Consider the following 20415-nt stretch of genomic DNA (forward strand, 5'->3'; position numbering starts at 1 on the left):
GGCGGTGACGCATCCTGGTTACCGGCAAGTCCGATGGCCGGGACGCGTTCTGGTGGGTCGTCCGTTCACTGGGACGCCTCGTACTGGGTTATTCGGAGGAGGGCTAACTTCGCACTATGAGCAGCGCAACACAGGTTGACATCGTCGTTGTCGGTGCCGGGTTCGCCGGTCTTTACGCACTGCACAAGCTGCGGTCGGAGGGCCATTCGGTCGTGGTGTTCGAGGCGGCCTCCGATGTGGGCGGCACCTGGTTCTACAACCGGTATCCGGGCGCCCGTTGCGACGTGGAGAGCATCGACTACTGCTACTCGTTCGACAAGGACCTGCAGCAGGAGTGGACCTGGACCGAGAAGTACGCCACCCAGGCCGAAATCCTCACGTACATCAACCATGTCGCCGACCGGTTCGACCTGCGCCGCGACATTCGCCTCAGCACCCGCGTCACGTCGGCGACCCTCGACGAGGAGACGCTGCGCTGGACGGTGACCACCGATACCGGCGAAACCGTGGACGCACAGTTCTGCATCATGGCCACCGGTGCGCTGTCGGATCCGCTGCTGCCGAACATTCCGGGGGTCGAGACCTTCGCCGGCGAGACCTACCACACGGCGAACTGGCCGCACGAGGGCGTCGACTTCACCGGCAAGCGCGTCGGCCTCATCGGCACCGGGTCGTCGGGCATCCAGACCACCCCGATCGTGGCGGCCCAGGCCGCCGAACTCGTTGTCTTCCAACGCACCCCGAACTTCTCCGTGCCGGCCGGCAACGAGCCGCTGACGGCCGAGCGCGAAGCCGACGTCAAGGCCAACTACGACGAGCGGCGTGAGCTGTCGTGGCGCAGTGGTGGCGGCTCGCCCCACCTGGCGCACCCGAAGCTCACCATGGAACTGTCCGACGAGGAGCGCCGCGCCGAGTTCGAAAAGCGTTGGCAGCTGGGCGGTGTGCTGTTCAGCAAGACCTTCCTGGACCAGATGGTGGACCCGGTGGCCAACGCCGAGGCCAAGAAGTTCTACGACGAGAAGGTGCGCGCGGTCATCGACGATCCCGCGGTCGCCGACATGCTGATCCCGAACGATCACCCGATCGGCGCCAAGCGAATCTGCACCGACACCAACTACTTCCAGACGTTCAACCAGCCGCACGTGAAGCTGGTCAGCGTGAAGCAGACCCCGATCGAGCAGGTCGACGCCACCGGCATCACCACCACCGAGGCCCGGTTCGACCTGGACGCCATCATCTTCGCCACCGGGTTCGACGCTCTGACCGGTGCGCTGGGGCGCATCGACATCACCGGCCGCGGTGGCCAGAAGCTCAAGGAGAACTGGGTCGACGGGCCGCGCAGCTACCTGGGTCTCGGCGTCGACGGCTTCCCGAACATGTTCCTGGTCAACGGGCCCGGTGCGCCGGCAGTGCTGGCCAACATGGTGCTGCACGCCGAAGCTCACGTGAACTGGATCGCCGACGCGATCGAGTACGTCGGGCAGCACGGCTATGCGGCCATCGAGGCCACCACCGATTCGGTCGACGGCTGGAACGCCGAACTGGTCCGCCGCGCCGATCAGACACTGTTCCCGAAGGCGAACTCCTGGTACATGGGCGCGAATGTGCCCGGCAAGCCACGGGTTTTCATGTTGTTCATCGGTGGCTTCGCCGCCTACAACGACATCTGCGCCGAGGTTGCGGCCGCCGGGTACAAGGGATTTGAACTGACCAAGGCCGGTTGATGTCAGGGCTGTTGAACAAGGTTGTCCTCGTCACCGGTGCCGCCCGCGGCACCGGCCGGGCGCACTGCGAGCGGTTCGCCGACGAGGGCGCCGACATCATCGCGCTCGACGTCGAGAGTGCCGCAGCCGATTTGGCCGATCTTGCCGACGCGGTGAAGCTGCGCGGCCAGCGCTGCTACACCGGCGTGGCCGACGTGTCGTCGTTCGACGAGGTGCAGGCCGCGGTCGACGAAGGGGTCTGGGAATTCGGCCGGCTGGACGTGGTCGTCGCCAACGCCGGCATCCATTCGGCGGCGGCGCCCGCCTGGGAGGTGAGCGCCGAAGACTGGCAGCGCGTCATCGGGGTCAACCTCACCGGCGTGTGGCACACGGTCAAGGCCGGCGTCCCGCACTTCGGGCCGGCCGGCGGGTCTGTGGTGATCATCAGCTCCACCAACGGACTTCGCGGCACCGCGAACACCGCGGCATACACGTCCACCAAGCACGCGGTGGTCGGTCTCGCCCGCACCCTGGCGAATGAGCTGGGGCCCAAGCGGATTCGGGTCAACACCGTGCATCCCGGCGCCGTCGGCACCCCGATGGTGCTGAATCCGGAAACGTTCAAACGCATCCGGCCCGACCTGGAGAACCCGACCGCCGACGACGTCGCCGAAGCCCTTTCCGCCCGCAACCTCTTGCCGGTGCCGTGGGTCGAGCCCGAGGACATCAGCAACGCGGTGGTGTTCCTGGCGTCCGACGAAGCCCGGTACATCACCGGCACCCAGCTGGTCGTCGACGCCGGGCTGACGCAGAAGGCGTAAGAGGAATCAGCGGCTCGCGGCCGGCCGTCCTGCTGCTTGGAAGTACTTTTCGGTGTCGGTGAACAGGGACTGTGCCACCCGTTTGACGATCGGGTGAAGCAGGCGGGCGCCGGGCTGGGCCTGCGCGACGATCGTCCACGTGAGATCGCATCCGGTCGGGGTAGGCCGTACCTCGTAGCGCTCGCCGAAGCGGCGCAGACCCGGCAGGCTGGAGTGCGAGACCCGGAAGGCGTGGGTGCGATTCGCGTCGTCCCAGCTGATGAACTGCTCTTGCAACCGTAGGGCGCCGCCGATGGTGCCCATCCGGCGGATGGTTCCGACACCGTGGGGCACCGGGGTCAGGTATCTGCCGCCGCGCAGTAGCCGGCACCAGTGCAACGGACGGTCGCCGGTGAGTTCATTCCAGACGGTGTCGGCGTCGGCGGGCAGCGCCATCGTGCGCGTGGCGACGACCGGCGCTTCATCGAAGAAGCGCGTGCCGAAGGTTTCCAGGGTATGCCAGGCCATGGGGCGGAGGCCCTTTCGTTCGAATCGGGTGGTCGTGGTCAGTGCGAGGTCTGCGGGGCGGGCATGCCGGCCCGGACGGCGTAGTGGGTGACGTCGAATGCGTTTGTGCGCCGCCGATATTCGGCGATGGTGCCGGGCCAGTTGGAGACCACCCGGCCCGACTCGGCGCGATACCAACTGTCGCAGCCGGCCCACACGCTGCGGCCGAGCCGCAGTTGTAGCTCGCGGTCGTAGGTGGCCTCGACCCCGGGATAGACGTCGAAGGCCGCGCCGGACTGCAGATGTTGGACCGCCTCGGTCAGGTAATGCGCCTGACATTCGAGCATCGCGACGATCGAGCCCGACCCGAGGTTGGTGTTCGGTCCGTAGACGATGAACATGTTGGGGAAACCGGGAACGGTCATCCCCAGGTAGGCTCGGGCGCCGTCGCGCCAGGCCTCGGTGAGATCGGTGCCGTCGACTCCGGTGATGGTCAGCGGCGCAAGGAATTCGGTGGCAGCGAAGCCGGTGCCGTAGACGATGACGTCGACCTTGTGGTGGCGGCCTGTGGCGGTGACGATGCCGTCGGCGACGATCTCGGTGATCGGGTCGGTCTCCAATGTGGTGTTGGCGGCCTTCAGTGCGGGAATGTAGTTGTTCGAGAACAGGATTCGCTTGCACCCGATGGGGTGGTCCGGCCACAGCTTGTCGAACAATGCGCGGTCGGCTCCGGCTTGCACGCGCATGTAGGCGAACAGCATCGCTTGTAGCGCTCTGGTCGCTGCCGGTGAGTAGTGCAGTGCGGCGGTCAGCGCCTCGGTGGCGATCTTCCAGAAGCCGCGCCGTGGCCGATCGGTCAGCGGTATCCGGTGCAGCCATTGGTGCACCGCACCGAAACCCCGGTCGGGGCGGGGTGCGATGTGGGTGGGGGAGCGCTGAAAGACGGTCAGTGCGGCCACGGTCGGCTGAATCTGTGGGACGACCTGGATGGCGCTGGCGCCGGTCCCCACCACTGCGACGTTCTTCCCGGCGAGATCGACGGTGGGGTCCCAGTGTGCGGTGTGGAATGCCGGACCGCGGAACGTCTCGATACCGGGGATGGTCGGCAGGGTCGGTTGCGAAAGTTGCCCGACGGCCGGTACCAGAACGTCGAATCGCCTTGTGCCTTTGTCGGTTTCGAGCACCCACTCGTTGCTTTCGGAGTCGAAGGTCGCTGCGGTGACGGCGGTGTTGAACTCGATACGGTCGCGGACGCCGTAGAGATCGGCGACGCGGCGCAGGTAATCCAGAATCGATGACTGCGGTGCGTAGCGGCGCGGCCAGTACGGATTGGGTGCGAACGAGAAGCTGTAGTACGGCGACGGCACGTCGCAGGCGGCGCCCGGATAGGCGTTCTCCCGCCAGACTCCGCCGACGTCAGTGCTGCGTTCGAAGACGGTGATGTCGGTGATCCCATTGTGCAGCAAGGTGATTGCTGCGGCCAGGCCACCGAAACCGGACCCGATGATTGCGATAGAGGGCATAGGAACTCCCATTGATTGGACGCGGCCCGAACCCCCGGCCGCTATATAACCAGGCGGTAACTTACCACGCGTTCATATGGACGGGGAAGGCCTCCGTAGTCAGATGTTTCAGTGGTTTTGGTAAATTACCCATTCATCGAAATTGGTCAATTTTCGGAGCGTGCGGGTGCGATGAGTGCGGGGACGAAGGGTGTTCCGCGATCTGTGCGCGAGGTTCAGCTTCTCGACGTAGCGAGTGAGCAGATCGCTCTTGCCGGCTACGCCGGCTTGTCGCCGGCGCGGGTTGCGGCTGCTGCCGGAGTGTCAAAACCCATGGTGTATCTGTACTTTGGCAGCAAAGATGGTCTCTACGCGGCGTGCGTCGAGCGGGCCGCGGCGACGGTGTGCGACGCGATCGACTCGGTGGTGTACGAACCGGCACGGCTGGAGATCATGGGGGAGACGCTGCAGGCGATCTTCGGGGCACTGGGCGAGCGGCGCTTCGACTGGAACGTGCTGTTCGACACCACACACCCCGCCGCGGGGCCGGTCGCCGAGATCGCTGTACAGGCCCGAACCCGCCTCGCTGCCCAGGCCGCGCGAGGTACCGAGGCGGTGTTGGGTGTGCGGGGTGTCGTCGATCCCGTTGATCTGTCTGCGTTCACCGAGGTATGGATGGCAACTGTTGCGGCCCTGGTCAATTGGTGGTTTCGGCATCCCGACGAGAGTGCTGAGGCCATGACCGCACGCGCCCGCCGGCTCATCGGCGAACTGCTCGGGGTGGGCAGCCAGTGACCGCGCAGGGCCGGCGGGGCGGTTCCAAGGGGGTGCCCCGACATGATCGCGAGGCGCAGATCCTCGACGCGGCGGCCATCGAGTTCGGTGAGCGGGGATATGCGGCAGCCACGACAGCCGCCGTCGCCGAACGTGCCGGCGTGTCGAAATCCCTTGTGCACGGCTACTTCCAGTCGAAGGAAGGGCTCTACTGTGCCTGTGTTCGACGGGCCGGCGAGGAGGTGACCGGTCGCGTCGGTGAGGCGATGCTGCTGCCGGGCCGCAGTGGCCTCGAACGCGCAACCGATGTGCTGGCGGCGATATTCACCGCGCTCGAAGCGCGGCCGCACGACTGGCGGGTGCTGCACGACCCTGGTTTGGCGCCAGGCAGCGAGGCTGACCAGACCGCGCGCCGCTACCGTCAGATCCTTCTCGAGCAATCGGCCAGTGGCGTCACCGGCTCGTATGCCGCCACGCTGCGGGATCCAGGTGACCTTTCGGTGTTGATCCAGGTGTGGAGAAATACCGTGACGGCGTTGGTGTCCTGGTGGCTGCGGCATCCCGAACAATCGGCCACCGACATGATCGCCCGGGCCGGACGCCTGCTGGTGGCCTTGGAAGGCCCTCGCTGAGCCGAATCCCTCAGAGTGAGCCTGTCCAGTAGATGCCGGCCACGGTGGCGAAGACCAACGTGACCCACGTGCCGCACAGTGCTTGCAGCCACCGCGGGGCGCGGCTGATCTCCATGTACGAACCGATGATCACCACAACCTTGACGGCCGTGAGCGCCAGGACCGCCAGCGTCAACCACCGCGACGGGTGCCCTTCCTCGCTGCCGGTCCACGACACCAGGGTGCAGCCGACCAGAACCAGCCAGGCGATCCTCACCTGCCGATCCGCAGGCGTCCGAATCGATGAAATGTCCACGGGTATCTCGCAATCGGGCTAGATCAGGTAGATGAGCGCAAAGAGCACGACCCACAGCACGTCCACCATGTGCCAGTAGACGCCGATGCCTTCGAGCGTCGCGACACTCAGTCGCTTGGGGGAGCGCATCGACCGGGCGGCGATGCTCAAACCGAGTAGCCCGACCAGCACGTGCAGCAGGTGGATGCCGGTGAACACGAAGTAGTACATGTAGAACCCGCCGCCGGCCGGGCTGTCCCCGGCCGCGAGATGGGCACTGTATTCGACCGCCTTGAGCACCACGAATACGGCGCCGCAGGCGATCGCCATGAGATACCCGCGGGCGGCCGCCGGCCAGCGGGCGGCTCGGGCGTGGTTCAGGGCGAGCGCGACGGCCGCGGAACTCGTTATGAGAGCGAGTGTTTCGCCGAGGCCGATCGATTGGATCATGGACGCCCGCCCGAGTTCGAACGCCTGCGGGCTGTGGGTGTGACCCCACGCCCAGACGCCGAAGAACACCCCGAACACGGTGAGGTCGCCCATGATGAACAACCAGAACTCGGGTTCGCCCGGCACGTGTCGACCGGGTGGCGCCCCGTGGGTCGGGGCTCGCGGTGTCGCCTCGACGCTCATGCGGTGGCCCCGACCGGCACGGTGTCCGTGTGTCCGGATTCGGGAAAGAGCTTGCGCACCAACGGAACCATGATCACCGGAGTGGCGGCGAAGTAGACGATGAACAGGATCGCTGGAATCCAGAAGCCGACGATGCCGTTCCAGGCGAACGGACCCGAGTGGAAGAAGAACACCAGCAGCTCGGGCAGGTACAGGATCGCGATCCACAGATTGAGGTAACCGAACCACCGCGGGACGATCGGGTTCTCGCGGGGGTTGAGCACCAGGATGGCGTAGGCGCTCAGAACCCAGACCATCAGGAACATCGGGATGCCGCCCATGAACTGAAGGAAGCCGTAATCGCTTGCATACTGGACGATTTCGGCATCGCGGTCAGGCCGGAACGCGGCCATCGCGAACGAGAACGGGGTGTAGAAATTGAACACGAGATACGTGGCGACGGTGAGCGCCATCATCACCGTGACCATGCCGATCTGGCGTTCGACGGCCCGCGCGATCAGTATCAGCAGTGCCGAAACCGGAAACAGCACGAACGTCGAGCACATCATGAGCACCGCGGCGAGCATCAGCATGCCGTGGTGCTGCTGGAACTGCGCCGCGACCTGCCCGGGATTGGCGGACGGCGGGATCGGTGGAAAGAACCGTGCGACGAACACCCAACCGGTCCCGAAAACCAGTAGATAGACCAGGCCACACCATGCGCTCGCGCGCTCCAACCAGCGGCTTTGCATACTCCGACTCCCTCCGACTGCGCCCGTGATGGGCAATTCGTGGACTGCCGTCACCCGCCTCACCTGGGCGCGGCACCTCAATCCAGGTATCTGTAACTGTCGATAACAGTCAGAATTGACCTACGGGTAATATAGGACGGGCGAGCGAGAGCCGTCAATACCCCTCGGACACTTTGGTATTGACGGCAAGGGATTGCCGGCGGCGGTGTCGACCACTAAAAACGTCAACGCCACCGGTGTGGCCGGTGGCGTTGACGGAGTGGGGCCGAGATGGTTCCCGGTGCTAGCTGCGTCCCTTCGGGGCCTGCTTGCGGGCAGGTGCGGCCGGGGGCTCGACGAGGCCGGCTGCGATCTCGAGTTCCACGAGCGCGGGTTCGATGGCGTCGGCCATGGCGTCGATGTCGTTGGCCATCTCGGGAGTGGTGACGAAGCCGAAATCGATCCGGTCGCGGTAGCTGAAGCAGGTGATGTTCAGCCCCACGTCCATCACCAGGGGGCCCATCGGCATCATCTGCTCCAGGACTGCGCCGTCCATGTACAGCGGCACGGGCGGTCCCGGCACGTTGGAGACGACGAGGTTCATCGGCTTCAGCGTCCCGCCGAGCTTGCTCGCGGTGTAGGCCCGAGCGGCCAGGGCAACCAGACCGGGCGGCGTGGTGTCGGTCAACCCCATGATCTGGTGTGCCGTCAGCGCTTTCGCCATTTCTTTCGCGCTCTGCGAACTGGTGTAGATGGCTTTGATCCGCTCGGCAGGGTCGACGATGTCGGACGCCAGCGAGACCGACATCGCGCTGACCTGATTGCCCACCTGATCGCTGGAGCTCTCGGTGCGGGTCGACACCGGAACCTGGGCGATGAGTGACTTGTCGGGGAGCTCGCCGCGGTCCTCCAGATACTTGCGCATGGCGCTCGAGACCAGCGCCAGCACGACGTCGTTCAACTTCACTCCGAACGCTTCCTTGACCGCTTTCACGCGCTCCAGGGACACGCCGGAATTGCTGACCCGGCGGTGCGGTGAGATGGGGCCGTTGAACCGCGTGGGTGGCGCGTCGAAGTAGCCGGGCGGCTTGTTGGCGACGCTGAGCGCCGCGATCTGCTGGCGCACGGTCTGCTCCAGGAAGCGCACGACCCGGTAGGGCGTCTTGATGCCGATGTTGATCAGCCCGCCCAGCGCCTGCAACTCGATCCCGGGCGCTTTGACGCCGACCAGCGACCCGCTCGGCTCAGCGGCCGGCGGCCGCGGGGTGGGAGTGAAATCCAGCAGAATCTCTCCGAGTCCCGCCCCGGATACGCCGTCGATGATGGCGTGGTGCATCTTCATCAGCACTGCGACCCGGCCGCCTTCGACGCCTTCGATGAACCAGAGTTCCCACAGCGGCCTGGAGCGGTCCAGCTTGTAGGACATCAGCCGTCCCACCAACTGGTCCAGCTCGCGGCGTCCGCCGGGCGCCGGGACCGCGATGTGGCGCACGTGGAAGTCGAGATCGAGTTCCTCGTCCTCGACGAACCACGGCCGATCGAGGCCGAGCGGGGCGCCGGTGACCCGCCAGCGCAACTGCGGCATTTCCGGCAGTCGCGCCGCGACAAGTGCTTTCACCGACTCGAAGGTGAAATCCGGTGCGTCGGTAGGGTCGTAGATCGACGACGCGGCGACATGCATGTGCCAGCTGTTGGTTTCCGCGAACCAGAAGGTGGCGTCGGCACCGGACAAGCGATTCATGGGGCTGATCCTAAGGCGCTGGTGGAGGTGCTGGCTCGAAATCGGCCGTTTGGTACGAACTTCGGGGTGTGATCGTTGTCTCCGCGAGTCGGGAACCTGCAATCGTGTTGGCGCACAACGCAGCCCGGCATCTCCATCACCGGGATGCATGTTCCGCCCTGGTCAATTGGTAAGCCCGACAATATATTCCGCAGATTCGCAGTCGCCGCGATCGTGATGAGGTAGGGCGCAGCGGATCCGCACTACCAACGCAAGCGGCCGCGTACCGCACACCATCGCATCGGTGTGCGGACGCGGCCGCTCGCGGCAGAAGGTCAGCGCTGCAGGAAGCCCAGCACCGTGCTCTCAAATGCCTCCTTGGCCTCGATCATGGCCCAGTGCCCACAGTTCGGGAACACGTGCAGCTCGGCGTTGGAGATGGTGCGCATCGGGATCAGCGCCATGTCCAACGGGCTGACGCGATCGTCGCGGCCCCAGGTGAGCAGCGTCGGCGCCTTCACCTTGTGCATCTGCGCCCACGGCTGCGGCGGCGCGTCGGCCGACCGCATGAACTTCATCATCATCTTGAAGGCGGCCTTGCCGTACATCCGGCGAGCCGATTCCAGCGTCTCGGGATCGGAGGCCAGCTTCATGCGCTCTTCGATCAGCTCCTCGGTGACGATCTTCTCGTCGTAGACCATCGAGTTGAGCCAGTCGACCAGACGCTGCCGGGTGGGGTCCTCGGTGAACTCCTGCAGCAGCCGGATGCCCTCCGACGGACCGGGGCTGAAGATGTTGGTGCCGATACCGCCGATGGTGACCAGCTTGCCGATCCGGTCGGGGTTGTTGATGGCGAAGTTGATGCCGACGCCGCCGCCCATCGAGTTGCCGACGATGTCCACCTTCTCGACGCCGAGCGCGTCGAGGAAGGGCACCACCGCGGACTGCGCATCGATCATCGGGTGGCCGCCGAAGTCGTCGCTGACGCCGAAGCCGGGGAACTCCAGGATCAGGCAGCGGAAGTGCGCCGCGAAGGTCGGCAGGATGCCGCGGAAGTTCCGCCAGCCCGTGACGCCCGGTCCGGACCCATGCAGAAACAGCACTACAGGGCCGGTGCCCTCGTCGTAATAACGCAGCGTGCCGCGCTCGGTCTGGACTTCCTTCAGCTCAGTCATACGTTCCAAATTACGGTGCGGATGTCACGCGGCGACGACCACCTCCCGTCCGGCGGAACGCGAGCCGCCCGGGGCCGCCGGATTGTGCTGCGTAGGGCCTCTATGGTGTCCAAATGACCGTGCCGGAGTCTGCGCGTCCGCTGGCGGGTGTGCGCATCGTCGAGATTTCCAGTTTCGTCGCAGTGCCCCTGGCGGGGATGACGCTGACGCAGCTCGGCGCCGAGGTCATCAGGGTCGATCCGGTCGGCGGCGCCGCGGACTATCACCGCTGGCCGGTCACCGACGACGGCGACAGCATCTACTGGGCCGGCTTGAACAAGGGCAAGCGGTCGGTCGCGGTGGACCTGCGCTCGCCGGAAGGCCAGGACCTGGTTACCCGGCTGATCGTCGACGCCGGCGTCTTCATCACCAATGTGGCGGGCCGGCAATGGCATTCGTACGAGACGCTCTCCGCGCTGCGGCCCGACCTGATCCACGCCGAAGTGTCGGGGCGGGCCGACGGCGGCACGGCGGTGGACTACACCGTCAACGCGGGGCTGGGCTTCCCGTTGGTCACCGGCCCGTCCGAACTCCAGACGCCGGTGAACCACGTCCTGGCGGCCTGGGATGTGTCCTGCGGCCTCTACCTGGCACTGGCGGTGACGGCGGCGCTCCGGCACCGCGACACCACCGGCGAGGGCCAGCGGGTCAGCATCCCCTTGGAGAACGTGGCCCTGGCGACCGCAGGCAATCTCAGCTTCCTGACCGAGGTGATGGTCAACGGGGTGAGCCGTGAACGCATCGGCAACTCGATCTTCGGCCAGTACGGGCAGCAGTTCGTCAGCGCCGACGGCGCCGCGTTCATGATCGTCGCGCTGACCGGGCGCCATTTCCGGGACCTGGTCGAGATTACCGGTACCGCGAAAGCTGTTGCTGCACTGTCGGAATCGCTCGGCGCGGACTTCGGCGACGAAGGTGAGCGCTACCGCCATCGGGATGCCCTCACCGGTCTGTTCACCGTCTGGTTCTGTGCGCACACCGCTGAGGAGATCGCCGCGGCGCTGGGTGCCACGTCGATCCTGTGGGAGCGTTACCGCGACTTCTCCGAGGTGGCCGTGAGCCCGAAGGTGACCGACAATCCGCTGTTCACCGAACTCGACCAGCCCCGCATCGGCCGGTATCTGGCACCGGGACTGCCGCTGCGGATCGACGGTGAGTACCCGCCTGCCCGCCCGGCACCGGCGCTCGGCGACGACACCACCGCGGTGCTGACGGGCCGGCTCGGGTTGAGCGCCGACGACGTCGTGCGGCTCACGGAAGCGGGGACCGTGGCGTGACCGTGCTGCCTGGATTGCTGGTGGTGTCGCCCGGTGACGGGGCCGATGCCTGGGTGGGCGAGGCCGGGGGACCGGAGGGCAAGCGGGCCTTCGGCGGTCTGCTGATGGCGCAGAGCCTGTCCGCCGCGTGCCAGACCGCCAACCCGGACATGCGCCCCACCGCCATGCACCTGCAGTACCTGCGTGGTGGCGAGGCCGGCGCGGCCACCGACTACACGGTGGCCCGGGTGTACGACGGGCGGACCGCGGCGTCGCGGCGGATCGAGGCCTCCCAAGCCGGGCGGCTGCTGACCGTTGCGACCGTATCCTTCTCCGTGGATTTGGCGGGCCCCGAGCACGATGAATCAGGCACGCTCCCAGACGATCCCGAGCTGCTGCCGGTGACCGGCCCGCCGGGACCGGCGCCCGCGGTGCCGCTGGACGAACTCGACATCCGGATCGTCGACGACCGGTCGTCGGGTGAGTTCGTGCGCCGCATGTGGTGGCGGGCGACGGTGCCCATGCCACCGGAACAGTTGTCGCACATGATGATTGCCTGCTACGTCACGGACCTGTACGGGATCGACCCGGCGCTGCAGGTGCACGGCCACTCCATGCAGGCACGCACCCACCGCAGTGGCACCACCGATTTCTCGATCTGGTTCCACCACCCGATCCGGGCCGACCGCTGGAATCTGTTCGAATCGCGCTCGCCTGCCACCGGCCGGGGCCGGGGAGTCATCACCGGGACCCTGGTCGGCGCGGACGGCACCCGCGTGGCGACATTGGTGCAGGAAGGCCTGATCGCGGACCGGTAGTACCGTCGTCCGCAGGCTGCTGCGGGAACACCTGAAGGAGAACGATGAACGGCGCACAGGCACTGATCCGCACACTGGTCGACGCCGGTGTCGACGTCTGCTTCGGCAACCCCGGCACCAGCGAGATGCATTTCGTCGCGGCGCTGGACTCGGTGCCCGAGATGCGTGGCGTGCTCTGCCTTTTCGAGGGCGTGGTCACCGGGGCCGCCGACGGCTACGCGCGCATGGCCGACAAGCCGGCGGCCACCCTGCTGCACCTGGGGCCGGGCCTGGGCAACGGCATCGCCAACCTGCACAACGCCCGACGGGCCTATTCGCCGATGGTCAACGTCGTCGGCGACCACGCGCTGGGGCACAAGAAGTACGACGCCCCACTGGAATCCGATATCGACGCCATGGCCGGCACGGTGTCTGGCTGGGTGCGCCGGTGCGAAAAGCCGGCGGACATCGCCACCGACGCGCTGGCTGCCATCGAGGCCGCACAACTGGGACAGGTGGCCACGCTGATCCTGCCCGCCGACGTCTCGTGGACGGAAGGCGCCGAGCCGTCGGCGGGCGAGCCGGCCACGGGCCCGGCGTCGTTCGACTACCGCGCCGGCGTCGACCCGGATGAGCATGAGCTGCTCGACGCCGGTGCCGAGGTCTTCGGAACCGGCACCGTCATGCTGCTGGGCAGCTCGGCGTGCCGCGAACGCGGCCTGCGTGCGGCCAGCCGGATCGCGCAGGCGACGGGGACCAAGGTGCTGATCGAGACCTTCCCGGCCAGGCTGGAACGCGGCGCTGGACGGCCCAACTTCGAACGGCTGGCGTATCTCGCCGAAGCCGCCCAATTCCAGCTGACCGGTGCCGAGAACCTGGTGCTGGCCGGCGCCCGGTCCCCGGTGTCGTTCTTCGCCTACCCCGGCAAGGCGAGCGACCTGGTGCCCGTCGGTTGCCGGGTACACACCGTCGGAGGCGATGTCGTCGAGCGGCTGGAGGCATTAGCCGATGCGGTGGCACCGGGTGGCGAGCCGGTGTTGACGGAACTGAAAATGACTGAGCTGCCGGAAGATTCGGCACTGACGACGCAGAACTGGGTCGACGTGGTGGCGGCGACGCTGCCTGACGACGCGATCGTCGTGGACGAGTCCAACACCAGCGGATTCCTGTTGCCCCAGGCGACGATGAGTGCGCCGCGGCACGACCTGTTGACCCTGACCGGCGGTGCCATCGGCTTCGGGCTGCCGAATGCCGTCGGTGCCGCGGTGGCCCGCCCGGACCGTCCCGTGTTGTGTCTGCAGGCCGATGGCAGTGCGATGTACACCATTTCGGCGTTGTGGACCATGGCGCACGAGCAGCTCAACGTGGTGACGGTGCTCCTCAACAACGCCGCCTACGCGATCCTGCGGATGGAGCTGCAGCGGGTCGGCGCCGAGGCCGGCGGGCCGAAAGCCGCTGCCATGCTTGACCTCTCGGGCCCGACGACGGATTTTGCGGCCTTGGCCGCGTCCATGGGTGTGCCCTCGGCCAAGGCCACGACCACCGCGGAGCTGGCCGACCTGCTACGCGTCGGCTATGCCACTCCGGGGCCGTACCTCATCGACGCGGCGGTGCCGCCGCTGCTGTAATCAGCGCTCGGACTCGGGTTCGCCGGCCTGGCCGGCAAGGGCGGCCACCGCCCGCAGCTGCCGCAGAGCGAACGTACGGGGGCGGCCTCCCTCGGGAATGTGTACGCCGGCAACGATGCCAGAGATTCCCGGGATGCTGATGGCCTCGGCGGCACAGCGTCTGCGACGCGGGCAGCCACGGCACAACGCCTTGGGCTCGGCGTCGTCGCCGGCGGTAGCCCACCGGTCCGGGTCGGACAGGCACGGCGGTAGCTGCACCGGAACGGCCGGTTTCTGCAGCATCGCAGTCACTTTCGCGCCTCGTCCTGCGCAGATACCCCGATGACGGCGCCATCGCCGGGCGCAGCGCCGATAGCGATGACGCGGCAATGATCTGGACTCAATTGGTTCCCCCAAACCTGAGCAGTGGCGAGTCGGTCGGTGGACACCCAGGTGGGTTGGTCTCAGGCGAACGCGAAGCGCAATCGAATGTACCAATATGCTCATATCGTTCACAATTTGAAGGTATTAACCGTCGAGCATGGTGTATCGGTGGAGCATGTTTTGCGCATTTGTTCACCAAACAAGCGGGGCCATAAAGCTGTGCGCCGCGGGAGGGTGCTCGCCTAATTGCGGGCGTCGCGCAGGTCGGCGGATGTGCGGGGGCACCGTGCCGAGTAGATGGGTGGAGTTGCCCGTTCTCGGCGCCATTTCCATCGGCTAACCTTGGGGTGTAAACGGCATGTTCACAAGACGATTCGGTCAGCCGAGGATAGGTAGCGTGGCCACGCGTGACCTATTTCCGCGGGGCAGTGTCGGCGAATTCGGAGTTGTGTCGGCGCGCATCATTCTCGGGGAGGGGCGTTATGGCGGTGTCGTCGGAGATTCGGGATGTCGCGTCGTTGCCGCTACCGCCGGTGAACCCGCTGCCGTATAAGGAGCGTCTGGCGGCATGCCGCAGTTTTCACACCGGGACCGATGTGTTGCGTGACGCAGGTGGTCCCGTAACTCGCTTCACGTTGGCACCCAGATGGTTGATGGCGCCGCTGGTCGTCGTCACGTCGCCACAAGGTATTCGCGATGTTGTCGCATGCCGTGACGGTTCGATCGACAAAACCGCCGGCGTGACCGTGGAAATGCAGCGTCTCATCGGCCCCAACTTGTTCGTTACTCCTTTCGAGCAGTGGAAGTCTCGTCGCCGCACTCTGCAGCCGGTGTTCACGAAGCAGTCGGTCAACGCCTTTGGTGGCCACATGTCCAAGGCGACCGAATCGGTGTGCGGTGCCTGGCGCGACGGTGGTGAGATCGACCTGGATGTTGAGGCGCGCAAGCTGACCATGCGCGCGCTCGGACACTCCGTATTGGGCCTGGAGCTCACCAGCCAGAACGATTCGCTCGCCGCACCGATGCGGGAGGCCGTCAGCTATGCGGTCTCGCGGGCTATCAGTCCGATACGGGCGCCTCGCTGGCTACCCACGCCCGCGCGGCAGCGGGCGCGCCGGGCGGCAGCCACCTTGCGTGAGGCGGCGCTGGGCATCGTGGCGGCGTGCAAGAACGATCCGACTCGCAGCGCGCCCCTGGTGCAGCAACTTATCGCGGCGAAGGATCCGGCCACAGGAAAGCCCTTGACGGACAACGAGATTGCTGATGAGTTGATCATCTTCATTTTCGCGGGACATGACACCACCGCGACGTCGATCTCGTATGCGCTGTGGCAGCTCGGGCGAAACCCTGATATTCAGGATCGGGTTGCCGCTGAAGTCTGCGCACTGGGTACTGCTCGGCTCACGCCAGACGATGTTCCTCGGCTCGGATATACCGTGCAGGTCCTCAAAGAGGCGATGAGGTTGTGCCCCCCTGGTGCCACCGGCTCGCGCATGACGACTCGTGATGTCGAGGTGGCGGGCTACCGGATTCCGGCGGGGACGATGCTGGTTGTCGGTCGCATGTCTGTTCAGCGGGACCCGAGCTTGTGGACTGATCCGCTGCGGTTCGATCCCGACCGTTTCACCGAGGAAGCCTCGAAGGCTCGTAACCGCTGGCAGTATGTGCCGTTCGGTGGTGGGCCACGGGCATGCATCGGCGACCACTTTGCGATGCTGGAAGCCACTCTCGCGTTGGCGACCATCGTGCGTCTGGCCGAAATAGATTCTCTTGACGCCGAATTCCCGATGGCTGCACCGTTCACCGTTGTTGCCGGTGGTCCGGTCCCCGCGAGGATCACCCTGCGTTAGTTCGTCTGGATTTGGCGACCGGCTAGGTGTCGGGAGCGGTACGGCAGCGCCGGTCGACGACCCCTCGACATTGACCGGCGCCGCCACTGGTGTCAGTGAGCGGGCGCGTTGGGTGCTGTCGCGCTCATTCCACGGTCCGCCTTTGCCCGTTGCGGCCGTGGCGGCGACGACGTCGTGGCCTCATTCCTGGTGAGCCAACAATACCCACGTCACGTGCTGCGATACAACACTACCAGCTACCAATATGCGGCAATTGTTGCACGTTATCGGGTCATTTGTGCAGAGTGTCGGCGTCGAAGGCCGTGACGCTACGCTCTGGGCCATGGGCGAAGTGATGGACTGGGACAAGGCGTATCGTGGTGAACTTTTCTTGGGGCCACCGCCGTGGAATATCGGCGCTCCACAACCTGAAATCTTGACCCTCGTTGACCAGGGGGACGTGCACGGCCCGATCCTGGACGCGGGTTGCGGCATCGGTGACCTTGCGTTGGCACTCGCTGAACGCGGCTACGACGTCACCGGGGTGGACATCTCGACTGTTGCCATCGCCGAGGCTGAAGCCGCCGCCGCAGCGCGCGGGCTTTCGACCGTTCAGTTCCTGCAAGGAGACGTGCGCCGTCTCGATGACCTTGGCTTGCCCCACCGTTTCAATACGGTGTTCGACTGCACGCTGTTTCATTCCTTGCCCGTCGACGGGCGCGACGACTACATGCGCGGCATCTACGCCGCCGCGGAACCCGGCGCGGCGCTGTACCTGTTGGTGTTCACCACCGAAGCCTTGCCACCGGACTCCCCATTTCCGATTCCGAATTTGGTGACCGAAGCTGAAGTCACCGAGGCGGTCGCCAAATACTGGTCCGATGTCAGGCTGCAGCCCGCTTCGGTCGCGGTCAAGCCGCCGGAGTTTCCGGGGCACCCTGAACGCAATTTCCCTACCGATGAACTCGGGCTGACGAACCTTCCGGCATTGTTGCTCGCGGCCCGAAAGTCATAGAGCGCTGGAGTTTCCGCGCCACAGTGCGACTCGGTTCGCCCGTCGAACCTGTTGTGTTGGTGACCACGTTTGCGGGCGCGCGCCGTGCTGGTGGCGCCGCGTCAGATCAGGGTTGGCCCTGGATGGGGGCCTTGGGCTGGAATGCGCCATGCCGCAATAAGCCGGTGATGGTGTTATCCCAGCGTTCCAATTGCTCGCCATCGTAGAAAGACTCGCCCAGGTACCGCTCGATATGCCGACGCAAGATCATGGGGCCAACGCGGAGGATCAGCGGGTTCAGAATCAACCATTTGTAGTCCAGGTCATTGAGGACTTCGCCCCGTTCGACAAATTGCTTGCCCTGCGCCTCGCTGATGGCGGTCAGTCCATCGAATATCACTTCGCCGATTGTTGAACCTGAATCGATCTCTACGAGCGCGCGTCCCAGATAGTCCATGACGCGGGGATGATCAGCGATCAGGCGGGTCATGCGCCTGCCGGCCTCTTCGAGGGCGCCATTGTCCGGCATCGCCTCCGGCTCGAGGCCTTCGGCGAGTACCTGCAGGACGTAATTGTCGACTGTTGCAGTCAGATCCGCTTTGGTGTGGAAGTGGTGCTGCACGGCGCCCACCGAGACCCCGGCTTGTTCGGCGATCATGCGGAACGACGCGGCGGTGATTCCGTGCTGCGCGTACACCGTCAGTGCCGCGTCGAGGATCTTCTCCTCGGTGGATGGTTCTGGGGGTGCGGGCGGCTTGTACGGAAATAGCCGGGTCTCTGCCACACATCGACCATACAGCTATCTTGTGGAAGAATATAGCCGTATCGGTGAGCAGCATATGCATACTGCTCCTGTCGAATTTTGAATATACCCAAAAATGGAAGGGCTGCGAGTGATGGCGGCATGGCAAACAGCGTGTAACCAAGCCTCCGCCGCCGACCAATCCCGGTAGCGAACCATGCCCGACATCGTTTACGAGGATGGCACCGGTGGCCCGGTACCCGCTTACCTCGCAGTACCGGGCAACGCCGGTCCTTGGCCGGGCGTGGTGGTCGTGCAGGACGTCCTGGGGATGACCGCCGACCTGCGTCGAACGGCCGACCGCCTCGCCGAGAACGGCTATCTGGCCCTGGTCCCCGGCCTCTACGGCCGCGGTCCAAAGATCAAGTGCATGATCAGCACCATCTACGCCGCGGTGGTAGGCCGGGGCAGCGCCCAGCAAGCCCTCATCGCTGCTCGCGACCACCTTCTTGCCGACGGGCGCTGCACGGGAAAGGTTGGGCTGGTTGGTTTCTGCATGGGTGCCCAATTCGTCGTCCACCTTTCGCCAGGCGGACTCTTCGATGTCAGTGCACCGAATTACGGTGTCCTCCCGCGTGACCTTGAACCGCTGAAGGAATCGTGCCCGGTGGTCGCCAGTTTCGGCGCCAACGACCGCATCGTGGCCCGCGGCAGCGCGGCCAAGCTTGACGCCGCGCTGGCCCGTGGTGACGTACCGAGGGACATCAAGGAGTATCCGAACGTCGGACACAGCTTCATGAACGATTGGCGGTTGCCTCCGGCGATGCGCAAGATCGAAAGCGCGGTCGGGTTGTCCTACTTCGCCGACGAATCCGAAGATGCCTGGAAACGTATGACAGACTTTCTCGAAAGGCACCTGGCATAGCTCCCGTCTCCGGCTGAAGGGCACTTGCACGGCAATGGCCGATCTCAACGACGCTCTGCCCGATCCTGGCCAGCTGCCCCTGGTTCCCATGAACCCTCTGCCGGTGGGCGAACGCATGAAATGGGCCCGCCAAAACCACCACGGGCAGGTCGTACTGCGTGAGGCCGGTGGCAGCATCACGCGAGTAGGGCTTGGACCACGCTGGCTCGGCCCCAGCATCGTGTTCGTCATGACGCCTGAAGGTGCGCGTGATGCGCTGGCGCGCAACAACGACGCATGCGATCGAACGCTCGTCCATCACGAGATGCGGCGGCTGCTCGGGGACAATCTCGCCGATCTGCCCAACGCGCCCTGGCTGTCCCGCAAGAGGACGCTGCAACCCGTATTCACGCGACACAGTGTTGCCGCATTCGGGGCGCATATGTCCGGGGCGGCCGCGACGATCAGCGGCAGTTGGCCCGACGGAGCCCAAATCGACCTGGACGCCGAAGCGCGTCGGCTCACCATGCGAGTCCTGGGACGTTCGGTGCTCGGACTGGACTTGGATGATCGCGCCGAAGCTCTGGCCGATCCCCTCAACATCGCTCTGGCATACGTCGCCGATCGGGGCATGCGGCCCGTCCGCGCCCCCTGGTGGCTGCCCACCCCGGCGCGACGTCGCGCCCGAGCCGCCACGGAAACGCTCCGCCGGCTTGCCATGGATGTCCTCGAATCCTGCCGCGCCGACCCGACCCGCGATGCGCCCCTCGTACAAGCACTGATTGCCGCCACCGATCCCGAGACCGGCAACGCGCTCTCTGACCTGGACATCTGCAACGATCTCGTTGCGTTCATGGTCGCCGGCCACGACACCACGGCCACCACCATCGCGTACGCCCTGTGGGCGCTGGGGCGACACCCTGAAATTCAGGACAAGGTGGCCCAGGAAGTCACCGCCATCGGAGATCATGACCTAACTCACGAGGATGCGCCCCGACTCGAATACACCACGCAGGTCCTGCGCGAGGCTCTGCGCCTATGCCCGCCCGTGGTGGTCGCGGGACGGACCGCCCTGCGGGATATCGCCGTCGACGGCTACAAGATCGAAGCGGGCAGCATGGTTTTGGTCGGCATCTTCGGCATGCAGCGCGATCCGAAACTGTGGGCAGACCCACTGCAATTCGACCCCGGCCGGTTCAGCCCGGAGAACATCAACGATCGCGACCGTTGGCAGTACATCCCATTCGGTGCGGGGCCACGAAACTGCATCGGAGATCACTTCGCCGTACTGGAAGCCACCCTCGCGCTCGCCACGATCGTGCGCGCCGTTGAAATCAATTCTCTGACAACGGACTTCCCGCTTGCCGTGCCGTTCACGATGGTCGCGGGCGCGCCGATCCCGGCGCTGACGCGTCGGCGGCGATGAGCCCGGT

At 65.7% G+C, this 20415-nt stretch carries 20 protein-coding genes; 11 read left to right on the top strand and 9 right to left on the bottom strand.

All coding sequences use genetic code 11. The features are described 5' to 3' along the window. Window positions 1-116 precede the first annotated feature (116 nt). Together A7G45_RS27360 and A7G45_RS27365 are read left to right on the top strand one after the other, a co-directional pair. Window positions 117-1724, top strand: coding sequence for a flavin-containing monooxygenase (locus tag A7G45_RS27360; protein WP_260941468.1), 1608 nt, complete (start codon window positions 117-119; stop codon window positions 1722-1724). Next, the gene (locus A7G45_RS27365; protein ID WP_260941470.1) at window positions 1724-2524 is read left to right on the top strand and encodes a mycofactocin-coupled SDR family oxidoreductase; all 801 of its coding nucleotides are present in this window, start codon (window positions 1724-1726) and stop codon (window positions 2522-2524) included. Before A7G45_RS27360 ends, A7G45_RS27365 begins: the two co-directional genes overlap by 1 nt. A 6-nt stretch (window positions 2525-2530) precedes the next feature. On the opposite strand, the gene A7G45_RS27370 is transcribed toward A7G45_RS27365, so the two are convergent. Both A7G45_RS27370 and A7G45_RS27375 read right to left on the bottom strand, forming a co-directional pair. Next, complete coding sequence (locus tag A7G45_RS27370; protein ID WP_260941472.1) at window positions 2531-3031, bottom strand: SRPBCC family protein; 501 nt, start codon at window positions 3029-3031, stop codon at window positions 2531-2533. A 38-nt stretch (window positions 3032-3069) separates the two neighbouring features. Beyond that, entirely contained in the window at window positions 3070-4533 is a 1464-nt protein-coding gene (locus A7G45_RS27375; protein ID WP_260941474.1) for a flavin-containing monooxygenase, read from the bottom strand. Window positions 4534-4737: 204 nt separating this feature from the next. Between A7G45_RS27375 and A7G45_RS27380 the strand changes: the two genes are divergently transcribed. Together A7G45_RS27380 and A7G45_RS27385 are read left to right on the top strand one after the other, a co-directional pair. Next, window positions 4738-5307 carry a TetR/AcrR family transcriptional regulator gene (locus tag A7G45_RS27380; RefSeq protein WP_260941476.1) on the top strand — a complete coding sequence of 190 codons (570 nt, stop codon included), beginning with the start codon at window positions 4738-4740 and terminating at the stop codon, window positions 5305-5307. Then, the gene (locus A7G45_RS27385) at window positions 5304-5918 is read left to right on the top strand and encodes a TetR/AcrR family transcriptional regulator (protein WP_260941477.1); all 615 of its coding nucleotides are present in this window, start codon (window positions 5304-5306) and stop codon (window positions 5916-5918) included. Before A7G45_RS27380 ends, A7G45_RS27385 begins: the two co-directional genes overlap by 4 nt. Before the next feature lie 10 nt (window positions 5919-5928). Here A7G45_RS27385 and A7G45_RS27390 read toward each other — a convergent pair whose 3' ends face one another. The 5 genes from A7G45_RS27390 to A7G45_RS27410 form a co-directional block, all read right to left on the bottom strand. Beyond that, the gene (locus tag A7G45_RS27390; protein WP_260941479.1) at window positions 5929-6174 is read right to left on the bottom strand and encodes a cytochrome C oxidase subunit IV family protein; all 246 of its coding nucleotides are present in this window, start codon (window positions 6172-6174) and stop codon (window positions 5929-5931) included. 57 nt (window positions 6175-6231) lie between these two features. Further along, window positions 6232-6768 carry a cytochrome c oxidase subunit 3 gene (locus A7G45_RS27395; protein ID WP_260941480.1) on the bottom strand — a complete coding sequence of 179 codons (537 nt, stop codon included), beginning with the start codon at window positions 6766-6768 and terminating at the stop codon, window positions 6232-6234. Window positions 6769-6821: 53 nt separating this feature from the next. Next, a complete protein-coding gene (locus A7G45_RS27400; RefSeq protein ID WP_260941576.1) occupies window positions 6822-7391 on the bottom strand; it encodes a hypothetical protein in 570 nt (189 codons plus the stop codon). Between the two features lie 448 nt (window positions 7392-7839). Beyond that, window positions 7840-9276 (bottom strand): WS/DGAT/MGAT family O-acyltransferase, encoded by a 1437-nt coding sequence (locus tag A7G45_RS27405; protein ID WP_043986761.1) that lies wholly within the window; start codon window positions 9274-9276, stop codon window positions 7840-7842. Window positions 9277-9590: 314 nt separating this feature from the next. Further along, window positions 9591-10430: an alpha/beta fold hydrolase gene (locus A7G45_RS27410; RefSeq protein WP_043986760.1), complete on the bottom strand. Its 840-nt coding sequence runs from the start codon at window positions 10428-10430 to the stop codon at window positions 9591-9593. Between the two features lie 113 nt (window positions 10431-10543). Between A7G45_RS27410 and A7G45_RS27415 the strand changes: the two genes are divergently transcribed. The 3 genes from A7G45_RS27415 to A7G45_RS27425 are packed head-to-tail and all read left to right on the top strand — an operon-like array spanning window position 10544 to window position 14150. Further along, window positions 10544-11746 (top strand): CoA transferase, encoded by a 1203-nt coding sequence (locus A7G45_RS27415; protein ID WP_260941482.1) that lies wholly within the window; start codon window positions 10544-10546, stop codon window positions 11744-11746. After that, window positions 11743-12543 carry an acyl-CoA thioesterase gene (locus A7G45_RS27420; RefSeq protein ID WP_260941483.1) on the top strand — a complete coding sequence of 267 codons (801 nt, stop codon included), beginning with the start codon at window positions 11743-11745 and terminating at the stop codon, window positions 12541-12543. Before A7G45_RS27415 ends, A7G45_RS27420 begins: the two co-directional genes overlap by 4 nt. A gap of 44 nt (window positions 12544-12587) precedes the next feature. Further along, window positions 12588-14150, top strand: a complete 1563-nt coding sequence (locus tag A7G45_RS27425) for an acetolactate synthase large subunit (RefSeq protein WP_260941484.1) — start codon at window positions 12588-12590, stop codon at window positions 14148-14150. Here the strand turns inward: A7G45_RS27425 and A7G45_RS27430 are convergent, their stop codons facing one another. Further along, entirely contained in the window at window positions 14151-14432 is a 282-nt protein-coding gene (locus A7G45_RS27430; RefSeq protein ID WP_051954734.1) for a WhiB family transcriptional regulator, read from the bottom strand. Between the two features lie 563 nt (window positions 14433-14995). Between A7G45_RS27430 and A7G45_RS27435 the strand changes: the two genes are divergently transcribed. Next, window positions 14996-16363, top strand: a complete 1368-nt coding sequence (locus A7G45_RS27435) for a cytochrome P450 (protein WP_043393513.1) — start codon at window positions 14996-14998, stop codon at window positions 16361-16363. Window positions 16364-16685: 322 nt separating this feature from the next. Beyond that, window positions 16686-17357: a class I SAM-dependent methyltransferase gene (locus A7G45_RS27440; protein WP_260941488.1), complete on the top strand. Its 672-nt coding sequence runs from the start codon at window positions 16686-16688 to the stop codon at window positions 17355-17357. A 106-nt stretch (window positions 17358-17463) separates the two neighbouring features. On the opposite strand, the gene A7G45_RS27445 is transcribed toward A7G45_RS27440, so the two are convergent. Beyond that, the gene (locus A7G45_RS27445; protein WP_260941489.1) at window positions 17464-18120 is read right to left on the bottom strand and encodes a TetR/AcrR family transcriptional regulator; all 657 of its coding nucleotides are present in this window, start codon (window positions 18118-18120) and stop codon (window positions 17464-17466) included. Between the two features lie 175 nt (window positions 18121-18295). Here A7G45_RS27445 and A7G45_RS27450 point away from each other — a divergent pair, with 175 nt between their 5' ends. Further along, window positions 18296-19003: a dienelactone hydrolase family protein gene (locus tag A7G45_RS27450; RefSeq protein ID WP_260941491.1), complete on the top strand. Its 708-nt coding sequence runs from the start codon at window positions 18296-18298 to the stop codon at window positions 19001-19003. A gap of 34 nt (window positions 19004-19037) precedes the next feature. Beyond that, window positions 19038-20408 carry a cytochrome P450 gene (locus A7G45_RS27455; RefSeq protein WP_260941492.1) on the top strand — a complete coding sequence of 457 codons (1371 nt, stop codon included), beginning with the start codon at window positions 19038-19040 and terminating at the stop codon, window positions 20406-20408. Window positions 20409-20415 lie beyond the last annotated feature (7 nt).

It is taken from the genome of Mycolicibacterium llatzerense (assembly GCF_025331195.1).
Lineage (GTDB): Bacteria > Actinomycetota > Actinomycetes > Mycobacteriales > Mycobacteriaceae > Mycobacterium > Mycobacterium llatzerense.

What these genes read in the sequence shown, in the direction of transcription:
- A7G45_RS27410 (WP_043986760.1), bottom strand. Translation starts at nt 10,430, where the DNA reads ATGACTGAGCTGAAGGAAGTCCAGACCGAGCGCGGCACGCTGCGTTAT.
- A7G45_RS27405 (WP_043986761.1), bottom strand. Translation starts at nt 9,276, where the DNA reads ATGAATCGCTTGTCCGGTGCCGACGCCACCTTCTGGTTCGCGGAAACC.
- A7G45_RS27370 (WP_260941472.1), bottom strand. Translation starts at nt 3,031, where the DNA reads ATGGCCTGGCATACCCTGGAAACCTTCGGCACGCGCTTCTTCGATGAA.
- A7G45_RS27450 (WP_260941491.1), top strand. Translation starts at nt 18,296, where the DNA reads ATGCCCGACATCGTTTACGAGGATGGCACCGGTGGCCCGGTACCCGCT.
- A7G45_RS27375 (WP_260941474.1), bottom strand. Translation starts at nt 4,533, where the DNA reads ATGCCCTCTATCGCAATCATCGGGTCCGGTTTCGGTGGCCTGGCCGCA.
- A7G45_RS27435 (WP_043393513.1), top strand. Translation starts at nt 14,996, where the DNA reads ATGGCGGTGTCGTCGGAGATTCGGGATGTCGCGTCGTTGCCGCTACCG.
- A7G45_RS27455 (WP_260941492.1), top strand. Translation starts at nt 19,038, where the DNA reads ATGGCCGATCTCAACGACGCTCTGCCCGATCCTGGCCAGCTGCCCCTG.
- A7G45_RS27415 (WP_260941482.1), top strand. Translation starts at nt 10,544, where the DNA reads ATGACCGTGCCGGAGTCTGCGCGTCCGCTGGCGGGTGTGCGCATCGTC.
- A7G45_RS27440 (WP_260941488.1), top strand. Translation starts at nt 16,686, where the DNA reads ATGGGCGAAGTGATGGACTGGGACAAGGCGTATCGTGGTGAACTTTTC.
- A7G45_RS27430 (WP_051954734.1), bottom strand. Translation starts at nt 14,432, where the DNA reads ATGCTGCAGAAACCGGCCGTTCCGGTGCAGCTACCGCCGTGCCTGTCC.
- A7G45_RS27360 (WP_260941468.1), top strand. Translation starts at nt 117, where the DNA reads ATGAGCAGCGCAACACAGGTTGACATCGTCGTTGTCGGTGCCGGGTTC.
- A7G45_RS27365 (WP_260941470.1), top strand. Translation starts at nt 1,724, where the DNA reads ATGTCAGGGCTGTTGAACAAGGTTGTCCTCGTCACCGGTGCCGCCCGC.
- A7G45_RS27425 (WP_260941484.1), top strand. Translation starts at nt 12,588, where the DNA reads ATGAACGGCGCACAGGCACTGATCCGCACACTGGTCGACGCCGGTGTC.
- A7G45_RS27400 (WP_260941576.1), bottom strand. Translation starts at nt 7,391, where the DNA reads ATGCTCGCCGCGGTGCTCATGATGTGCTCGACGTTCGTGCTGTTTCCG.